Below are 15,515 nucleotides of genomic sequence, written 5' to 3'. Positions count from 1 at the left end.
GCACCCGTGGTGCCGGTGCCGGCAGGACCGGTCGCACCCGTCGCGCCGGTCGCACCCGTGGCACCGGTCGCGCCGGTCGCACCCGTGGTGCCGGTGCCGGCAGGACCGGTCGCACCCGTCGCGCCGGTCGCACCCGTGGCACCGGTCGCGCCGGTCGCACCCGTGGTGCCGGTGCCGGCAGGACCGGTGGCGCCCGTGTCACCCTTCGGACCGGTCGGACCCGTGGGACCTGTCGGACCCGTCGGGCCGGTCTGGCCCTTGCAGTTGTCGTCGTGCCCGTCGTGGGGGTCGCGCCCGTTGTCGTCCCAGCCGGGGCCGTCACCCTCGTCCCCGCCGCCCAGGTACCTGTCCAGCAGCGCGGCGTGCGGCGGCTTGCCGTGGGGCCCGTCGTGGGGCCCGTCGTGGGGTCCGCCGTGCGGCCTGCAGTCGTCGCCTCCGCCGCCCGACGGTGCCGCAGCTCTCACGGCCGAGACGGTCGGCTTGACCGCCGCGACGACGGGGCTGGCCATGCCCACGAGGACGAGGGAGAGCGAGGCCAGGGCGCCTCCCGCAATCCAGGCACGGTTGCGGGGGATGGGGCCAAGTGCCATGGCCTTGGTGCGGTGCTCACGACTCATGTACAGCGCTCCTTTGAAACAGAATGCGAGCCGGCACGGGTGACGCCCCGGCTCCAAGTCCGAGGTTCCTCCGGGGGCTACGGACGACAACTGGGGTGCCTTGAGTGTTTTTGGACCACATCAACAGATCGGCCTATCACGCCCCTACCAATGGATGCGTCTACCAGCGCGCAACGGTGCCTCCATCGGCGTGCCGCCACCCAATCGGTCGCCTCACTCCCTAAGGTCGCCCGCGATCCGTCCGACGAGAGGGTGCTGCGGTGAGGCCGACCATCTGCCTGAACATGATCGTCAAGAACGAGGCGCCGACGATCCGGAAGTGCCTGGAGTCGGTACGCCCCCTGATCGACACCTGGGTGATCGTGGACACGGGCTCGACCGACGGCACCCAGGACGTCATCCGGGACTGCTTCGCCGACCTGCCCGGCACTCTCCACGACCGGCCCTGGAAGGGCTTCGACGGCAGCCGCACCGAGGCGATCGAACTCGCACGCTCCAGCGCCGACTACCTGCTGTTCATCGACGGCGACGACGAAATGCAGATTCAGCACGGCTTCCGCATGCCGGACCTGACGCTCGACGCGTACCAGGTCGCGCTGCACGACGGCCCGATCGTCCACTGGCGGCCGGCGCTGGTCTCCACCCGGCTGCCCTGGCGGTACGTGGGCGTGCTCCACGAGTACATCGAATCCGGCACCGAGTACAGCCGCGGCGTGATCGAGGGCTTCAACATCCTCTCCGTCGGAGGTGGGGGCCGCCTCCGGGCGGAAGGCCAGCGGGCGAAGTACCTGCGCGACGCGGAGGTACTCACCGAAGGCCTCGCGAAAGAACCCGACAACGCCCGTTACGCGTTCTACCTCGCCCAGAGCTGGCGCGACGCGGGCGAGCCGGAGAAGTCCCTCGACGCCTACGACCACCGGGTGGCCATGGGCGGCTGGGCCGAGGAGACCTACTGCGCGCAGCTCTACGCCGCGCGGCTCGCGGTCACCCTCGAAAGGCCGTCGGGCGAGGTGATGGACCGCTACCTCCGCGCACACGAGAGCCGTCCCTCACGCGCCGAGGCCCTCGGCGACCTCGCCCGCTTCTGCCGCCTCGAAAGCCGCTGGCCCCTCGCCTACGTGTTCGCCCGGCAGGCCGTACGGGTGCCGTACCCGGACGACATCCTCTTCGTCGAATTCGCCTGGCACGACTGGCGCGCACTCGACGAACTCGCCGTGGCCGCCTACTGGACCGGGGAGTACCAGGAGTCATCGGACTGCTGCGAACGCCTGCTCCAGGACGGCAAGCTGCCCGACGACCAGCAGGACCGGATCCTCGCGAACCTCGAGTTCTCGCGGCGCAAGCTGGGCCTGGGCTCCCGGGCGTTCGCCTGACCGACCGTCCGCCCTCGTCACGCCCTCGTCACGCCCTCGTCAGCTCGATACCCGGAGAGCGCCCATGACCGTCACTGCCTCGACCCGTGCCGCATCACCCCTGCTAGACCTGGTGCAGCCGACCCGTCCGACCCACGTCGTCGACGTCGGCGCCAACCCGATCGACGGAGACCCGCCGTACCGGGGCATGCTCGAGGCCGGCCTGTGCACAGTGACCGGATTCGAGCCTCAGCCCGATGCCCTGGAGACGCTGCAACGCCGCAAGGGCCCGTACGAGACCTACCTGCCCCACGCCCTCGGCGACGGTGGCACCCACACGCTCTGCGTAGCCACCAGCTCCGGGATGACCAGCCTCTTCCGCCCCGACGCGAACCGGCTCGGGCTCTTCAACGGCTTCAGCGAATGGGGCCGGATCCGCGAAGAGGTCCGGGTCTCCACCCGACGACTGGACGACGTCGAAGCGGTCGGCGCCTTCGATCTACTGAAGATCGACATCCAGGGGGCCGAGCTGATGGTCTTCCAGGGCGCCCGGGAAAAACTGGCCGAGGCCGTGGCCGTGCACACGGAGGTCTCCTTCGTCCCGCTGTACGAGAACCAGCCGGTGTTCGGCGACGTGGACCAGGAGCTGCGCGGCCAGGGATTCATCCCGCACGCCTTCGCAGCCATCAAGCGCTGGCCGATCGCCCCCGTGGTCTTCGGCGGCGACTTCCGCACGGCCCGGCACCAGCTCCTCGAAGCCGATGTCGTGTACGTGCGCGACTTCGGACACCCCGAGTCCATGACCGACGAGCAACTCAGGCAGCTGGCCCTGGTCGCCCACCACGTCTACGACTCGACCGACCTCGCCTACTACTGCCTCAACCAGCTGAGCATGCGGAATCTCGCCGCCCCGGACGCACCGAACCGCTATCTCGCCGCGCTGGGCTGACACGACGTACCCCACAGCGGCCCGCGACTCCCCCCCCCCTCGGCGTCGCGGGCCGTCCGTGTGCCGGGACGGAGGGTCAGTCCGCCAGCGGCAGGTACACGCGGTTGCCCGCGGCCGCGAACTCGGCGGACTTCTCCGCCATGCCCGCCCGGATCTCATCGGCCTTCAGGCCCCAGCCGTCTCACGGCGAATATCCTGCGAGATGTTCATTGAGGAAAACATCATCAGAGCAGACATAAACTGGCTAGGCTGTTGCTCCCACCGCATCAGAACCACTCACGGGGAGCGGAGTTGAGCGACCGGGAAGCCATCGTCGGCCGGCACCAGGGAGTGCCGGACGGCCTGCCGACACCTGCCGACGTACGCGCCAAGCTGGCAGCTGACCCCACCCTCAAGTGCGTGGTGGCCTACGCCCGAATCTCCTTCGACGGCCGGAAGAAGGACGCGCACGGCATCGAGGACCAGCACCGCGAGATGACCGCCGCCGCCCGCTCGTTCGGCTGGCTGCTCGTCTACCGCTACACGGACAACGACAAGAGCGCGAGCCGCGAGGACGTCGTACGCGACGACTTCGAGCAGCTACTCAACGACCTGCGCACCGGGCAGACCCCGGAGGGCTACCCGATCCACGGCGTGATGGCCGCCAACGACGACCGCCTGTACCGGCGCCCCGCCGACTGGGAGCGCTACCTGAAGGCGTTCACCACCCACGAGGGCCGCGTCTATCACGACTCCAACGGCGTCCAGGATCTGTACGCGGAAGGCTTCGAGATCAAGGGCCTGGTCGGCGTGGCCATGTCCCTGGCCGAGACGAGGAAGAAGCAGCGCCGCGCCAAGCAGAGCCACCGCAGCCGCGCCATGCGCGGCGAGTCCGTGTCCGCCTGGCGTCCGTTCGGCTGGGACGACGACAAGATGACCCTGCGCCCCACGGAGGCCGACGCCATCCGGACCGCCGTCCACGACGTCATCAGAGGTGCATCGGTCGGGGAGATCACCGCCCGGTGGAAGGAAGCCGGGTTCATCACTGCCCGGAGCAACGCGTTCCAGTACAACAGCGTGAAGCAGGTGCTCACGAGCGCCCGCCTCTGCGGCTACCGGGAGATCAAGGGCGAGCTCGTCCGAGACGGCGACGACCAGCCGGTCGTGGGTGAATGGGAAGCCGTCATCACCCCGAAGCAGTGGTATGCGGTGAAGGCCACCATCAAGGAACGCGGCCGGGGAAGTGGAATTCCCACCGGCGGCACGGTCCACAAGTACTTGCTCACAGGAATCTTGCGCTGCGGGGCCACGCTGGACGACGGTTCCATCTGCAACAACAAGATGATCGGCATCAAGGCGAACGACTGGCTCACGTACAAGCACGCGTACATGTGCAAGAAGAATGTGGACGGCGGCTGCAACAAGACGTACAAGCGCGGAGACGAGACCGACAAGCACATCAAAAAGCTGGTCATCGCCAAGCTGGAACTCCAGGCCGCCGCAGCCGCGAAGGACATTCCGGAGTGGGGCCGCGCCGATGAACTGGAGCAGGCCCTGAAGCGCCGCAGCGAACTGGAGGGCCGCTGGCAGGCCGGCGAGGTCGAGGACGATGTCTTCTACCGCAACCTCCCGGGCCTGGACACCCGGGTCAAGGAGCTACGGGCGGAGCAGGCCAAGCACCTGGCCCTGAAGGCCGCCGCCGAGGAGGCGACGGCCGACGTGGCAACCGCGTGGGAGTCCCGCACGCTCACCCAGAAGCGGGCACTCATCAAGAAGACCCTGACCACAGTCATCGCGGAGCCTGGCGGCAAGACCGGTCGGGCGAAGTTCGATGTGGAACTCCTCACCCCGGTATGGGCTGCTAGCGGTCTTACGGGCGTGACTGACGTCTAGCAAAAACGAGCCGGCCCGCGACTCCCCCCTGAGGTCGCGGGCCTGTTTGGTTCGTCAGGTTCAGTCGGCCAGCGGCAGGTACAGCCGGTTGCCCGTGGCCGCGAACTCCGCCGACTTGCTGAGCATCCCCGCCTGGATCTCCTCATCAGTGGCCGAGTCGTCTCCACCGAACTGCTCTGTGATGCTTCTACTGATCTTCATGGAGCAGAACTTCGGACCGCACATGGAGCAGAAGTGCGCGGTCTTGGCCGGCTCGGCCGGGAGGGTCTCGTCGTGGAACTCACGGGCCGTGTCCGGGTCGAGGGCCAGGTTGAACTGGTCCTCCCAGCGGAACTCGAACCGGGCGTCCGACAGGGCGTCGTCCCATTCCTGGGCGCCCGGGTGACCCTTGGCCAGGTCCGCCGCGTGGGCCGCGATCTTGTACGTGATGACACCGGTCTTCACGTCGTCGCGGTTCGGCAGGCCCAGGTGCTCCTTGGGCGTGACGTAGCAGAGCATCGCGGTGCCCCACCAGGCGATCATCGCGGCGCCGATGCCCGAGGTGATGTGGTCGTACGCGGGCGCGACGTCGGTGGTCAGCGGGCCGAGCGTGTAGAACGGCGCCTCCTCGCAGATCTCCTGCTGAAGGTCGATGTTCTCCTTGATCTTGTGCATCGGGACGTGCCCGGGGCCCTCGATCATCGTCTGCACGTTGTACCGCTTGGCGATCGTGTTCAGCTCGCCCAGCGTCTTCAGCTCCGCGAACTGCGCCGCGTCGTTGGCGTCCGCGATGGAACCGGGGCGCAGGCCGTCACCCAGCGAGTACGTGACGTCGTACGCCGCGAGGATCTCGCAGAGCTCCTCGAAGTTCGTGTAGAGGAAGTTCTCCTTGTGGTGCGCCAGGCACCAGGCGGCCATGATCGAACCGCCGCGCGAGACGATGCCGGTCTTGCGGCGGGCGGTCAGCGGCACGTACGAGAGCAGCACGCCGGCGTGGACCGTCATGTAGTCGACGCCCTGCTCGGCCTGCTCGATGACCGTGTCCTTGTAGATCTCCCAGGTCAGGTCTTCGGCGCGGCCGTCGACCTTCTCGAGCGCCTGGTACAGCGGCACGGTGCCGATCGGCACGGGAGAGTTGCGCAGCACCCACTCGCGGGTGGTGTGGATGTTGCGGCCGGTCGAGAGGTCCATGACCGTGTCGGCGCCCCACTTGGTCGCCCAGGTCATCTTGTCCACCTCCTCCTCGATCGAGGAGGTGACCGCGGAGTTGCCGATGTTGGCGTTGACCTTCACCAGGAACCGCTTGCCGATGATCATCGGCTCGATCTCGGGGTGGTTCACGTTGACCGGCATGACCGCGCGACCTGCGGCGATCTCCTCGCGGACGACCTCGGGGGAGACGTTCTCGCGGATCGCGACGTACTCCATCTCCGGGGTGATCTCGCCTCGGCGGGCGTACGCGAGCTGCGTGACCACGGCGCCGCCACGGCCACGGCGGGGCTGGCGCGGACGGCCCGGGAAGACCGCGTCGAGGTTCTTGAGGCCACCGCGCGGCGAGGTGTGCTTGATGCCGTCGTCCTCGGGGCGCACGGGGCGGCCCGCGTACTCCTCGGTGTCACCGCGGCTGATGATCCAGTTCTCGCGCAGCGGCGGCAGGCCGCGGCGCACGTCGGTCTCGATCTGCGGGTCGGTGTACGGCCCGGACGTGTCGTAGAGCGTCACGTCCTTGCCGTTGGTGAGGTGGACCTGGCGAACCGGCACCCGGATGTCGGGGCGGGAGCCCGCCACGTATCCCTTGTGCCAGCCAGGCTGGCGCTCGGTCTGGCCATCGGCGTCCTGGCTGACGGCAGGCGTGCGTGCGTCCTGAATGGTCATGAGACCTAATCTCCCTACGCCGGCATTACCCGGTAACAGGTTCGGCGGTCGACGCAGCCTCCTCCCGTACGCATATTCGAATGCGAACGATGATCAGCGCCCTCTCAGCCCGGTGCTCCGAGCTCCCGCGTTGTGCAAAGTAGCCCCCACGCTAGCGTCATGTGTGGCGTGCTGAACAGTGGGCCCCCTCATCTGTTGCGATGATCAGTCAGTGACGTCCTCGCCGCAGCCCCCCATCGAGCCCACGGATCCCGCTGGTCACGCCGGCCACTCAGGCCACGCGCACGCAGACCCCGGTCACTCGCCCGACCCGTCTGCGGGGCACTCCCACGGCCATTCGCACAGCCATGGTCCGGCGGCCCCCGTCTCGAAGCACCTGCGCAAGGTGATCGCGGCCGTTCTGATCCCCTTCGCCGCCGCCGTGGTGATCGGCATGGCGGTGCTCTGGCCCGGTGGCGCGCCGGGCCACGAACGCACCGGGGTCGGCTTCGACCGGCAGACCCAGCAGGCCACGGTCGTCGCGCTCCAACACGTCGACTGCAAATCCGTGAACGCCGCGCAGGTGCCGGCCACCGGCGACACCTCCACCCCCGAGGGGCGCGAGGCCCTCGCCTCGCAGACCGGCGAGTGCAAGAAGGCCACCATCAGGGTCGGCAGCGGCCCCGACAAGGGCCGCGAGTTCGTCGAGATCGTCCAGCCCGGCGCGCCGAGACAGTTGACGGACGGCCAGGACGTGGTGGTCGCCTACGCCCCGGACGCGCCCCGGGATCTCCAGTACTCCGTGATCGACGTGAACCGCAAGCTGCCGATGGCCCTGCTCGCGGGCATCTTCGCCCTCGCGGTGGTCCTCGTCGGGCGGATGCGCGGGCTGTTCGCGCTCATCGCCCTCGCCGTCAGCTTCGCGGTGCTGACCCTCTTCATCCTCCCCGCGATCCTGCAGGGGTCGAATCCGCTGGTCGTGGCCGTGGTCGGAGCCAGCGCGATCATGCTGATCGCGCTCTACATGTGCCACGGGCTGACGGCCCGCACCTCGGTCGCGGTCCTCGGCACCATCATCTCGCTGCTGCTGATCGGCCTGCTGGGCTCGCTGTTCATCGACTGGGCGTTCCTCAGCGGCAACACGGACGACAACACCGGGCTGATCCACGGGCTCTACCCGGACATCGACATGAGCGGTTTGCTGCTTGCGGGTGTCATCATCGGATCGCTCGGCGTACTCGACGACGTGACCGTCACTCAGACCTCGGCGGTGTGGGAACTCCACCAGGCAGACCCGTCAATGGGCCCGCGCGGGCTCTACCGGGCGGGCATCCGCATCGGGCGCGACCACATCGCGTCGGTGGTGAACACCCTGGTACTGGCGTACGCGGGCGCGGCGTTGCCACTGCTCCTCTTGTTCTCGATCGCGAACAGCAGCATGGGTTCGGTGGCCAACAGCGAGCTGGTCGCGGAAGAGATCGTACGAACCCTCGTGGGCTCGATCGGACTGGTCGCCTCGGTACCCGTGACGACGGCACTGGCCGCGCTGGTGGTGTCCGCCGACCGCGCGGGATCCCCGGCGGCCACAGCGGCCTCGGGGCCGCTCCGCGCCGGCCGGGGTCGGCGACGCAAGCGCTGAAAGGCGGACCGGCGGGCGCGACTGGTCAGTTCGCGCGCACGGCCGGTCGTGAGGAACGGCAAGGTGGAGCGCTCAGCGCGTCGGCACGCTGAGCCGTGGTGCGTAGATGCAGTGATGCAAGTGGTGCAGTGGTGCAGGTGGTGCGGTGATGCAGTTGGTGCGTGCCGGCAGGCCCTGGTCAGCAGGCGTCCGGCCGGGCTCCGGTCAGCCCGCGTTCTGCTCGTTCTGCTGCGACTCGGCGAGGATCTTGTCGAGCGCCTCGTCGAGGTTCTCCTCGAAATCCCCGAGGTTGCGCTCCTGGCCGAGCGGGACGATCCGGTCGGTGCGGTCGAGGAACGCCACGAGTGGCGCCGCGCTCGCGCGGAAGAGTGCCCGGTCTGCGCCTACTTGCAGCCGGATGTGGACATCGGACAGTTCCTCCGGATCGGTCGGGGCGATGTGGACATCGCCGTCACCGCACGGCTTGTTGATGCCGTCCAGAAGGAGCTCCCGGCCGAACGCCCAGGTCACGGGCGCATCTCCGGGAAGGTGGAACGTCAGGCGGACTGCGTAGGGGTCACGAGCGTCGTACCGGAGTTCCACCGGGATCCGGAACGAGAGCTCCTCGGAAACGAGGAAACTCATCATGACCTCTGCCTGTACCGACTCGCGCATTGCCTACCCCGCTGTAGTGGAAGTGGCCAGGAATGATCCCCCAAGGCCCTCTTGACAAGAGTGGTGGAAGCGCTTGCAGATCACAAGGAGTGAGTTTTCAGATACTGATAGAGAACGAGAGGGTGCTCAACAGCGCGCCTACTTCACTCCGTAGCCGATCGACCGCATACAGCAATCGGTCTTCTTGGTTCAGAGGAAGAGAAATCGCCATGGTCGCGGCGGTGTCGCCGGCCGTGATGGGGATGGCCGCGCACACCGTGCCCAGGGCGTACTCCTGCCGCTCGGTCACCGGTTGCATCCGCTCCATGGAGCCGATCCGCTGCTCCAGAGCCGCCAGATCCCGCACGGTGTAGGCGGTGATGGCCTCGACCGGGTGACGGTCGTAGTAGTCCTTGCGGGCCTTCTCGTCGAGCTGGCCGAGCAGGCACTGCCCGATCGCGTGCGCGTGCCCGGTCTCGCGGAAATCGGCCCACTCTTCGCACGCCGGGTTCGCCGGGGTGTCCGAGACACCCACGACCTCGATTTCACCCTCGCGGTAGACCGCGAAGTAGACGGGGGCCCCGACCGCGTCGCGGAAGTGTGCGAGGGAGTCGACGATCATGCTGCGACGTTTCTGCTGAAGCCCGCCACCGGCCAGACGGCCCGCGGCGTCCCCCAGGACGAAGACCCCGCTCTCCCGTCGCAGATAGCCCTCGTGCGTCAGGGTGCGCAGCAGGTGGTACGCGGTGGGAAGCGGGAGCCCGGCCTCGCGCGCCAGTTGTTTCGCCGGGGCTCCCTCACTATGGGAACCCACCGCTTCGAGCAGCCTCAGTGCCCGCTGCACCGAACCGATCAGAGTCGGCACACCGGCATTGTGAACCGAAGACAAAGCTCACCCCCAGGCGTGGCGGCGAGCCTTGGGGGGGCCCGCCCTGCGGGGGCCGCCCCCGCGTGTGCCGTGACTCCTGGGGGTCGTGCTCGGCGGCTGTAACAAAGAACCGCAGGTCAGAGCGGCAGTACCGGCGTTCGGTGCCCAGGGAACGGCACAGATTGCCACTCTATCCGCCGATTCCCGGGCTGTGAGCGGTTTAGCGCTTCGCGTTCCCTCAGCTGGGTTAATCCCACTGTGACCCTGGTTGCGCCAGTTCTACCACTCCCCGGCGGAGGACTTCGACTCGGTGCCCTTGAACTTCCGGACGACGAAGATCAGGCCTCCGACGAGGGCCACGAGGAGCAGCGCCTTGAAGAGGAAGCCGATCAGCGCACCGATGATGCTGGTGATCACACCACCGAAGACGAACAGCACCAGCAGCGGGACGGCGACCCACTTGACCCACCAGGGCATGCCCTCGAATATCCCTCGGATGCCTTCCATGTCCTCGACCTCTTCTTCCTAGTCCGTCTAGCCGGTGAACTCCTGCTCTCGATGCTAGGAGGCCACGGCCCCCGGCGGGGGCCCGCGAGCCCCCGTAGTCCCCTGATCCGACCCCTAGGGGGACGGGGCCCCGGACCCTCAGCCCCGAGTCCGTTCACCCTTCCGGCGGAGAGAAGACGACCATTACCTTCAGGTTCTCGGTGATGTGGTGGAACTTGTGCGGCACCCCGGCCGGCACGTAGACCACGCTCCCGTTGGCGACCATCGTCGTCTCCTCGCCGACGGTGATCGAAGCCCGGCCGCTGACGACGAAGTACACCTCGTCCTGGCCGTGCGGCTGTTGGGGATCGTTCTGCCCGGCGTCCAGCGCGTACAGCCCGACCGACATGTTCCGCTCGCGCAGGAACTGCAGGTAGGCACCCTCGTTCGCGGCCCGCTCGGCCTCGAGCTCGTCCAGCCGGAAGGCCTTCATCCTCTTCGTACCCCTTGTGCTCTCTCGTCCGGCGAGCATCCGCAGATCAGCTGATGTTCCACCGGGACCTTCTCTGCAACGATCAGACACATGACGAATTTCGTAGTCAAGACCCTCGCCAACGCGGCAGCCCTGGGCGTCGCCATCTGGCTCGTCTCAGGCATCACGCTGGACGACGACAGCAGCACGGGCCACCAAGCGCTCTCCCTGATCCTGGTCGCGCTGATCTTCGGCCTGGTCAACCTCATCGTCAAGCCCGTGGTGAGGCTGCTCTCGCTGCCCCTGTTCGTCCTCACCCTCGGCCTCTTCACCATCGTGGTGAACGCGGCGATGCTGCTGCTGACCTCATGGCTGGCGAAGCAGTTCGAACTCAGCTTCCACGTCAACGACTTCTTCTGGTCGGCGATCGTCGGCGCCCTGATCATCTCCGTCGTCTCCTGGGCCCTGAACATGGTCCTGCCCGACAAGAACTAAAGCCGGGCGCCCATGTACCGCGTGTGCTTCGTCTGCACCGGCAACATCTGCCGCTCGCCCATGGCCGAGTCCGTCTTCCGCTCCCATGTGGCGGACGCCGGGCTCTCGGGCCTGGTCGAGGTCGACAGCGCCGGCACCGGCGGCTGGCACGAGGGGGACGGGGCCGACCCGCGCGCCGCAGCCGTCCTGGAGGCCGCCGGGTACGAGCCGGGCCACCGGGCCCGGCAGTTCCGGGCCTCCTGGTTCGCCGGCCTCGACCTCGTCATCGCACTCGACGCCGGGCACCTGCGCGCCCTCAGAGCGCTCGCCCCCACCCCTCAGGACGCTGCCAAGGTCCGGCTGCTGCGGTCCTACGATCCGGCCGCCTCCGCCACGCAGACCGACGTACCTGACCCCTACTACGGCCCCCTCGACGGATTCGAGGAGTGCCTGCACCTGGTCGAGTCGGCGAGCCCCGGCCTGCTGGCCGCCGTAAGCGAAGCCGTGAAGGAGCACACCCCATGAACGCCCCCGGCCCCGTGCCCGCGACGTCCGAGCGGCTCGGCGACGGCACCGTCGCCGTCCGCGCCGGTCTGCCGGAGCCCGTCAAGAACGAGCCGCCGCTGCCCGGCCCCGTCTTCGCCGCCCACTTCCACCTTCCCGGCGACGTCGAGGGCCCCTACGCCTACGGCCGTGACACCAACCCCACCTGGACCCTGCTGGAGCGGGCCATCGGGGAGCTGGAGGCCCCCGGCCTGGACGGGGTGGACACGGTCGTCTTCGCCTCCGGCATGGCCGCCGTGTCCGCCGTCCTGCTCTCCCAGGCACGCGCCGGCGACACCGTCGTCCTGCCCGACGACGGCTACCAGGCGCTGCCCCTCGTACGGGAACAGCTGGAGGCCTACGGGGTCCACGTGCGCACCGCCCCCACCGGCGAGGACGCCCAGCTCGCGGTTCTCGACGGAGCCCGGCTGCTGTGGCTGGAGACCCCGTCCAACCCGGGGCTCGACGTCTGCGACGTACGACGCCTCGTGGACGCGGCGCACGCCGGCGGAACCCTCGTCGCCGTCGACAACACCCTGGCGACCCCGCTCGGACAGCGCCCCCTCGAACTGGGTGCCGACTTCTCGGTGGCCAGCGGCACCAAGGGCCTGACCGGCCACGGCGACCTGCTGCTCGGGTACGTCGTCTGCCGCGATGCCGGGCTCGCCGCGGGCATCCGCCGCTGGCGCAAGGTGGTCGGCGCGATTCCCGGCCCCATGGAGGCCTGGCTCGCCCACCGGTCCCTGTCCACCATCCAGCTGCGCGCCCAGCGCCAGTGGGCCAACGCGCTCGCCGTCGCCGAGGCCCTGGCCGACCGCGGCGACGTCACCGGGCTGCGCTACCCGGGCCTGCCGGCGGACCCGTCCCACAAGACGGCCTCGCGACAGATGCGCGGCTTCGGCTCCGTGGTCTCCTTCACCCTGCCCGACCGGGCCCACGCGGAACGGTTCATGGCCGCCCTGCGGCTCGTCGAGGACGCCACCAGTTTCGGCGGGGTGCGGTCCACCGCGGAGCGCCGCCGACGGTGGGGCGGCGACAACGTTCCGGAGGGCTTCATCCGCTTCTCCGCCGGGGCCGAGGACACCGAGGACCTGGTCACGGACGTCCTGCGGGCACTCGACCTGGCGGCCGCGAAGAGCTGACCGCAGGCCCGAAGGCGGTCCGAGAACGCCGTCCTGCGGCTCGGACCGCCCGGATCCCCGCCCGGCGGGTTTCACCGGCACGCGTTTCAGAAGCGGAAGTCTGGGCCACTCTTCTCCCATGACCGAACGTCCAGTGGTCAAACGCACCGCCCGCGCGATCCTGCTCGACGGTGGCGACCTGATCCTCATCAAGCGGACCAAACCCGGCGTCGACCCGTACTGGCTCACCCCCGGCGGGGGCGTGGAGCCCTCGGACCTGACCGTCGTCGACGCCCTCCACCGAGAACTCCACGAGGAACTCGGCGCGAAGATCACCGATGTCGTGCCCTGCTTCGTCGACACCATCGAGCACATCGCCGACGGGGGAGTGACCGGCGTCAAGGTGCAGCACTTCTTCGTCTGCCATCTCGAATCCATGGACCCCAGTCAGCGGCACGGCCCCGAGATCGACGAGCCGGAGGGCGAGTACGAGATCGTCCGCGTGCCCTTCAGCCGCGTAGGCATCGCCGCGGTACATCTCGTCCCGCTGTCCCTGCGCCACTACCTCGACGGCAACATCGAGGGCGTGCGCGCGATGCACGCCCCCGACCTGGGCTGACCCACCGCACGCGGGCGCCGCCGTCGGAATCAGCCGGCGACGCCCGCCAGTTCCTCCACCTCGTCGTGCCGGATCCGCTCCCCGGGGATCCCGATCCTCTTCAGCGCGTCCACCCCACTGCGGATCATCGCGGCCGGCCCCGAGACGAACGCGTCGTACGAGCTCCAGGGCCCGTGAGTGCCGACGGCCTGGGGCAGTTGTCCGGCCAGGCCCTCGTCGCAGACCACCGGGCGCACCGACAGCCAGGGGTGCGAGCGCTGCAGCCTCAGCAGCGTGTCCTTGTCGTACAGGTCGTCGTCGCTGCGCGCCCCGAAGAACACCTCCACCGGGCGCCGCTCTCCGTGCTCGGCCACGTCCTCGATCAGCGCTTTGATCGGGGCGATGCCCGTGCCGCCACCCAGGCACAGCATCCCGTTGTCGGTGCTGTGGTCCACCACCATCGATCCCGCCGGGGGCCCGAGCCGCAGCACGTCGCCGGGGCGGGCGTGCCGGACGAGCGCGTTGGAGACCCATCCCGCCGGAACGGCCTTGACGTGGAAGGACAGCAGCCCGTCCGCGCGCGGCGCCGAGGCGAAGGAATAGTGCCGCCAGACCCGCGGCCACCACGGCGTCTCCAGGCTCGTGTACTGGCCCGCGAGGAAGGGGTAGGGCTGGTCGGGGCGGACGGTGAGCACCGCGATGTCCGAGGTGCGCAGATCGTGCGAGACCACCTCCGCGTGCCACCACGGCGGCGCCTTGGGCTCGTCCTCGGCCGCCGCGTCGATCATGATCTGGGAGATCGCGGTGTACGCCCGGACCCAGGCGGCCTCGGTCTCCGGCCCCCAGGTGGCCTCCGCGTACTTGGCCAGCGCCGCGATCAGGGCCTCTCCCACCGGCGGATAGTGCTCGGGCCTGGTTCCGTACTTGCGGTGCCCCGTGCCCAGCCTGCGCAGGTAGGCGGTGAGCACCTCTGGGTTGTCGATGTGCTCGGCGGCCGTCAGCAGCGCCTTCAGCAGCCGGTCGCGCTGCACGTCCATGGCAGCCGGGAACAGCCCCCGGAGGTCCGGGTATCCCGTGAAGACGACGGCGTAGAAGTAGGAGGTCACCTTGTCGGCGACGGGTGCGATCTCCGCGAGGGTCCGGCGGATGAGCACGGCATCGGGGGAGGGCTCGGGCGCCCCGTCCCCGGACGGTATCCGGGATGACCCCCGTCTTGCCGATCTGGTGGGCGGAGCGTCCATGCGGTGCCTCGCTTCGAGCATCTCGGTAGGTCTGCACGCGCCACGGCCTTCGAATCCGTGGTTCCGGGTTCCACAGCGTGCCAGTCCGCCCCAGAGCTTGCGGGGAAATGCGGGAAATCCGCGTTTCGAACCCACTTTCCCCTTAAGATGCCTCAACTCCCGTGCGCGCCACCCCTGTCAGCTGGTATGCCTCGCGCAGGTCCCGGCCCTCGTAGACGTGCGTCGCCCGCTCCACCAAGTAGGGCCGGGCGTTCACCGCGACCGAGAGCGGGACCGCTGCGAAGAGCGCCACGTCGGTGCTGGAGTCCCCGTACGCGACACAGTCGGCCCGCGTCACGCCGAACCGCGCGCACAGCCGGTCGGCGACCGTCACCTTCCCCTCCGGAGTCAGGATCCCGGCCACGTCCACCGGCCGGGTGAAGGGCACGTCCGGGAAGACCGAGCCGTGCGCGGCGTGCGCGCCCCACTCCAGCAGGAGTTCCACGAAGAAGGACGGCGACAGCGAGATGACCGCGCAGTAGTCCCCGCGCTCCCGGATCTCCTGCCAGACCTCCCGGATCCCCGACAGCCAAGGAGCCCCGTCGAACGCCGCCCGGACGTGTGCCGGAGTCAGGTCCGACCAGAGCTTCTGCGCCGCCAGCGCGAACTGGTGCGGCTGGAGCTCCCGTGCGGCGAAGGCCCGCTCCAGCTCGGCGATCTCGTCGGACAGCCCGAGCTGCCGCGAGATCTCGACCGGCGAGGCCGAGCCGTACATCAGCGTCCCGTCGAGGTCGAACAGGTGAAGGAGGGTCATAACCGTCGAGGCTAGTACGTTCGT

At 69.0% G+C, this 15,515-nt stretch carries 15 protein-coding genes, 1 pseudogene and 1 riboswitch; of the genes and pseudogenes, 8 read left to right on the top strand and 8 right to left on the bottom strand.

Annotation, left to right across the window (positions count from 1 at the left end):
* Positions 1–617, bottom strand: a pseudogene (locus MTF69_RS05545) (hypothetical protein); the annotation flags it as partial.
* Between the two features lie 260 nt (positions 618–877).
* Between MTF69_RS05545 and MTF69_RS05540 the strand changes: the two are divergent.
* From MTF69_RS05540 to MTF69_RS05530, 3 genes are all read left to right on the top strand, one after another.
* On the top strand, positions 878–1,990 hold the full coding sequence (locus MTF69_RS05540) for a glycosyltransferase (protein WP_243331188.1): 1,113 nt from the start codon (positions 878–880) through the stop codon (positions 1,988–1,990).
* 64 nt (positions 1,991–2,054) lie between these two features.
* On the top strand, positions 2,055–2,918 hold the full coding sequence (locus MTF69_RS05535; protein WP_243331185.1) for an FkbM family methyltransferase: 864 nt from the start codon (positions 2,055–2,057) through the stop codon (positions 2,916–2,918).
* A gap of 291 nt (positions 2,919–3,209) precedes the next feature.
* Positions 3,210–4,790 (top strand): recombinase family protein, encoded by a 1,581-nt coding sequence (locus MTF69_RS05530; RefSeq protein WP_243331182.1) that lies wholly within the window; start codon positions 3,210–3,212, stop codon positions 4,788–4,790.
* 60 nt (positions 4,791–4,850) lie between these two features.
* Here the strand turns inward: MTF69_RS05530 and thiC are convergent, their stop codons facing one another.
* Positions 4,851–6,644, bottom strand: a complete 1,794-nt coding sequence (gene thiC, locus MTF69_RS05525; protein WP_243331180.1) for a phosphomethylpyrimidine synthase ThiC — start codon at positions 6,642–6,644, stop codon at positions 4,851–4,853.
* Positions 6,639–6,783, bottom strand: a riboswitch (TPP riboswitch). It overlaps the preceding gene by 6 nt.
* A 72-nt stretch (positions 6,784–6,855) precedes the next feature.
* Between thiC and MTF69_RS05520 the strand changes: the two genes are divergently transcribed.
* Positions 6,856–8,262, top strand: a complete 1,407-nt coding sequence (locus MTF69_RS05520) for a YibE/F family protein (RefSeq protein WP_374322141.1) — start codon at positions 6,856–6,858, stop codon at positions 8,260–8,262.
* Between the two features lie 204 nt (positions 8,263–8,466).
* Here the strand turns inward: MTF69_RS05520 and MTF69_RS05515 are convergent, their stop codons facing one another.
* The 4 genes from MTF69_RS05515 to MTF69_RS05500 all read right to left on the bottom strand — a co-directional run bounded on the left by MTF69_RS05515 (position 8,467) and on the right by MTF69_RS05500 (position 10,742).
* Positions 8,467–8,916 carry an SsgA family sporulation/cell division regulator gene (locus tag MTF69_RS05515; RefSeq protein WP_243331178.1) on the bottom strand — a complete coding sequence of 150 codons (450 nt, stop codon included), beginning with the start codon at positions 8,914–8,916 and terminating at the stop codon, positions 8,467–8,469.
* 97 nt (positions 8,917–9,013) lie between these two features.
* Positions 9,014–9,751 carry an IclR family transcriptional regulator gene (locus MTF69_RS05510; RefSeq protein WP_243331369.1) on the bottom strand — a complete coding sequence of 246 codons (738 nt, stop codon included), beginning with the start codon at positions 9,749–9,751 and terminating at the stop codon, positions 9,014–9,016.
* A gap of 291 nt (positions 9,752–10,042) precedes the next feature.
* Positions 10,043–10,261 (bottom strand): DUF5326 family protein, encoded by a 219-nt coding sequence (locus MTF69_RS05505; RefSeq protein WP_243331368.1) that lies wholly within the window; start codon positions 10,259–10,261, stop codon positions 10,043–10,045.
* A gap of 163 nt (positions 10,262–10,424) precedes the next feature.
* Complete coding sequence (locus tag MTF69_RS05500; RefSeq protein ID WP_243331175.1) at positions 10,425–10,742, bottom strand: cupin domain-containing protein; 318 nt, start codon at positions 10,740–10,742, stop codon at positions 10,425–10,427.
* Positions 10,743–10,832: 90 nt separating this feature from the next.
* On the opposite strand from MTF69_RS05500, the gene MTF69_RS05495 reads away from it, so the two are divergent.
* The 4 genes from MTF69_RS05495 to MTF69_RS05480 all read left to right on the top strand — a co-directional run bounded on the left by MTF69_RS05495 (position 10,833) and on the right by MTF69_RS05480 (position 13,478).
* Positions 10,833–11,216: a phage holin family protein gene (locus MTF69_RS05495; protein WP_243331173.1), complete on the top strand. Its 384-nt coding sequence runs from the start codon at positions 10,833–10,835 to the stop codon at positions 11,214–11,216.
* A 12-nt stretch (positions 11,217–11,228) separates the two neighbouring features.
* Positions 11,229–11,720: a low molecular weight protein-tyrosine-phosphatase gene (locus MTF69_RS05490; RefSeq protein WP_243331171.1), complete on the top strand. Its 492-nt coding sequence runs from the start codon at positions 11,229–11,231 to the stop codon at positions 11,718–11,720.
* On the top strand, positions 11,717–12,880 hold the full coding sequence (locus MTF69_RS05485) for a cystathionine gamma-lyase (protein ID WP_243331170.1): 1,164 nt from the start codon (positions 11,717–11,719) through the stop codon (positions 12,878–12,880). The genes MTF69_RS05490 and MTF69_RS05485 overlap by 4 nt, the downstream gene beginning before the upstream one ends.
* A gap of 118 nt (positions 12,881–12,998) precedes the next feature.
* Positions 12,999–13,478, top strand: coding sequence for an NUDIX domain-containing protein (locus MTF69_RS05480; protein WP_243331168.1), 480 nt, complete (start codon positions 12,999–13,001; stop codon positions 13,476–13,478).
* Positions 13,479–13,507: 29 nt separating this feature from the next.
* Here the strand turns inward: MTF69_RS05480 and MTF69_RS05475 are convergent, their stop codons facing one another.
* Together MTF69_RS05475 and MTF69_RS05470 are read right to left on the bottom strand one after the other, a co-directional pair.
* A complete protein-coding gene (locus MTF69_RS05475) occupies positions 13,508–14,719 on the bottom strand; it encodes a globin domain-containing protein (protein WP_243331165.1) in 1,212 nt (403 codons plus the stop codon).
* 121 nt (positions 14,720–14,840) lie between these two features.
* Positions 14,841–15,491 (bottom strand): HAD family phosphatase, encoded by a 651-nt coding sequence (locus MTF69_RS05470; protein ID WP_243331163.1) that lies wholly within the window; start codon positions 15,489–15,491, stop codon positions 14,841–14,843.
* Between the last annotated feature and the right edge of the window lie 24 nt (positions 15,492–15,515).

This window comes from Streptomyces sp. AP-93 (genome assembly GCF_022808175.1).
In the GTDB taxonomy this organism is placed as follows: Bacteria; Actinomycetota; Actinomycetes; order Streptomycetales; family Streptomycetaceae; genus Streptomyces.
This window is presented reverse-complemented; position numbering and strand designations above follow the sequence as displayed.

Coding starts and splice junctions, on each gene's coding strand:
- MTF69_RS05535 (WP_243331185.1), top strand. CDS start 2,055: ATGACCGTCACTGCCTCGACCCGTGCCGCATCACCCCTGCTAGACCTG.
- thiC (WP_243331180.1), bottom strand. CDS start 6,644: ATGACCATTCAGGACGCACGCACGCCTGCCGTCAGCCAGGACGCCGAT.
- MTF69_RS05515 (WP_243331178.1), bottom strand. CDS start 8,916: ATGCGCGAGTCGGTACAGGCAGAGGTCATGATGAGTTTCCTCGTTTCC.
- MTF69_RS05500 (WP_243331175.1), bottom strand. CDS start 10,742: ATGAAGGCCTTCCGGCTGGACGAGCTCGAGGCCGAGCGGGCCGCGAAC.
- MTF69_RS05495 (WP_243331173.1), top strand. CDS start 10,833: ATGACGAATTTCGTAGTCAAGACCCTCGCCAACGCGGCAGCCCTGGGC.
- MTF69_RS05490 (WP_243331171.1), top strand. CDS start 11,229: ATGTACCGCGTGTGCTTCGTCTGCACCGGCAACATCTGCCGCTCGCCC.
- MTF69_RS05485 (WP_243331170.1), top strand. CDS start 11,717: ATGAACGCCCCCGGCCCCGTGCCCGCGACGTCCGAGCGGCTCGGCGAC.
- MTF69_RS05480 (WP_243331168.1), top strand. CDS start 12,999: ATGACCGAACGTCCAGTGGTCAAACGCACCGCCCGCGCGATCCTGCTC.
- MTF69_RS05475 (WP_243331165.1), bottom strand. CDS start 14,719: ATGCTCGAAGCGAGGCACCGCATGGACGCTCCGCCCACCAGATCGGCA.
- MTF69_RS05470 (WP_243331163.1), bottom strand. CDS start 15,491: ATGACCCTCCTTCACCTGTTCGACCTCGACGGGACGCTGATGTACGGC.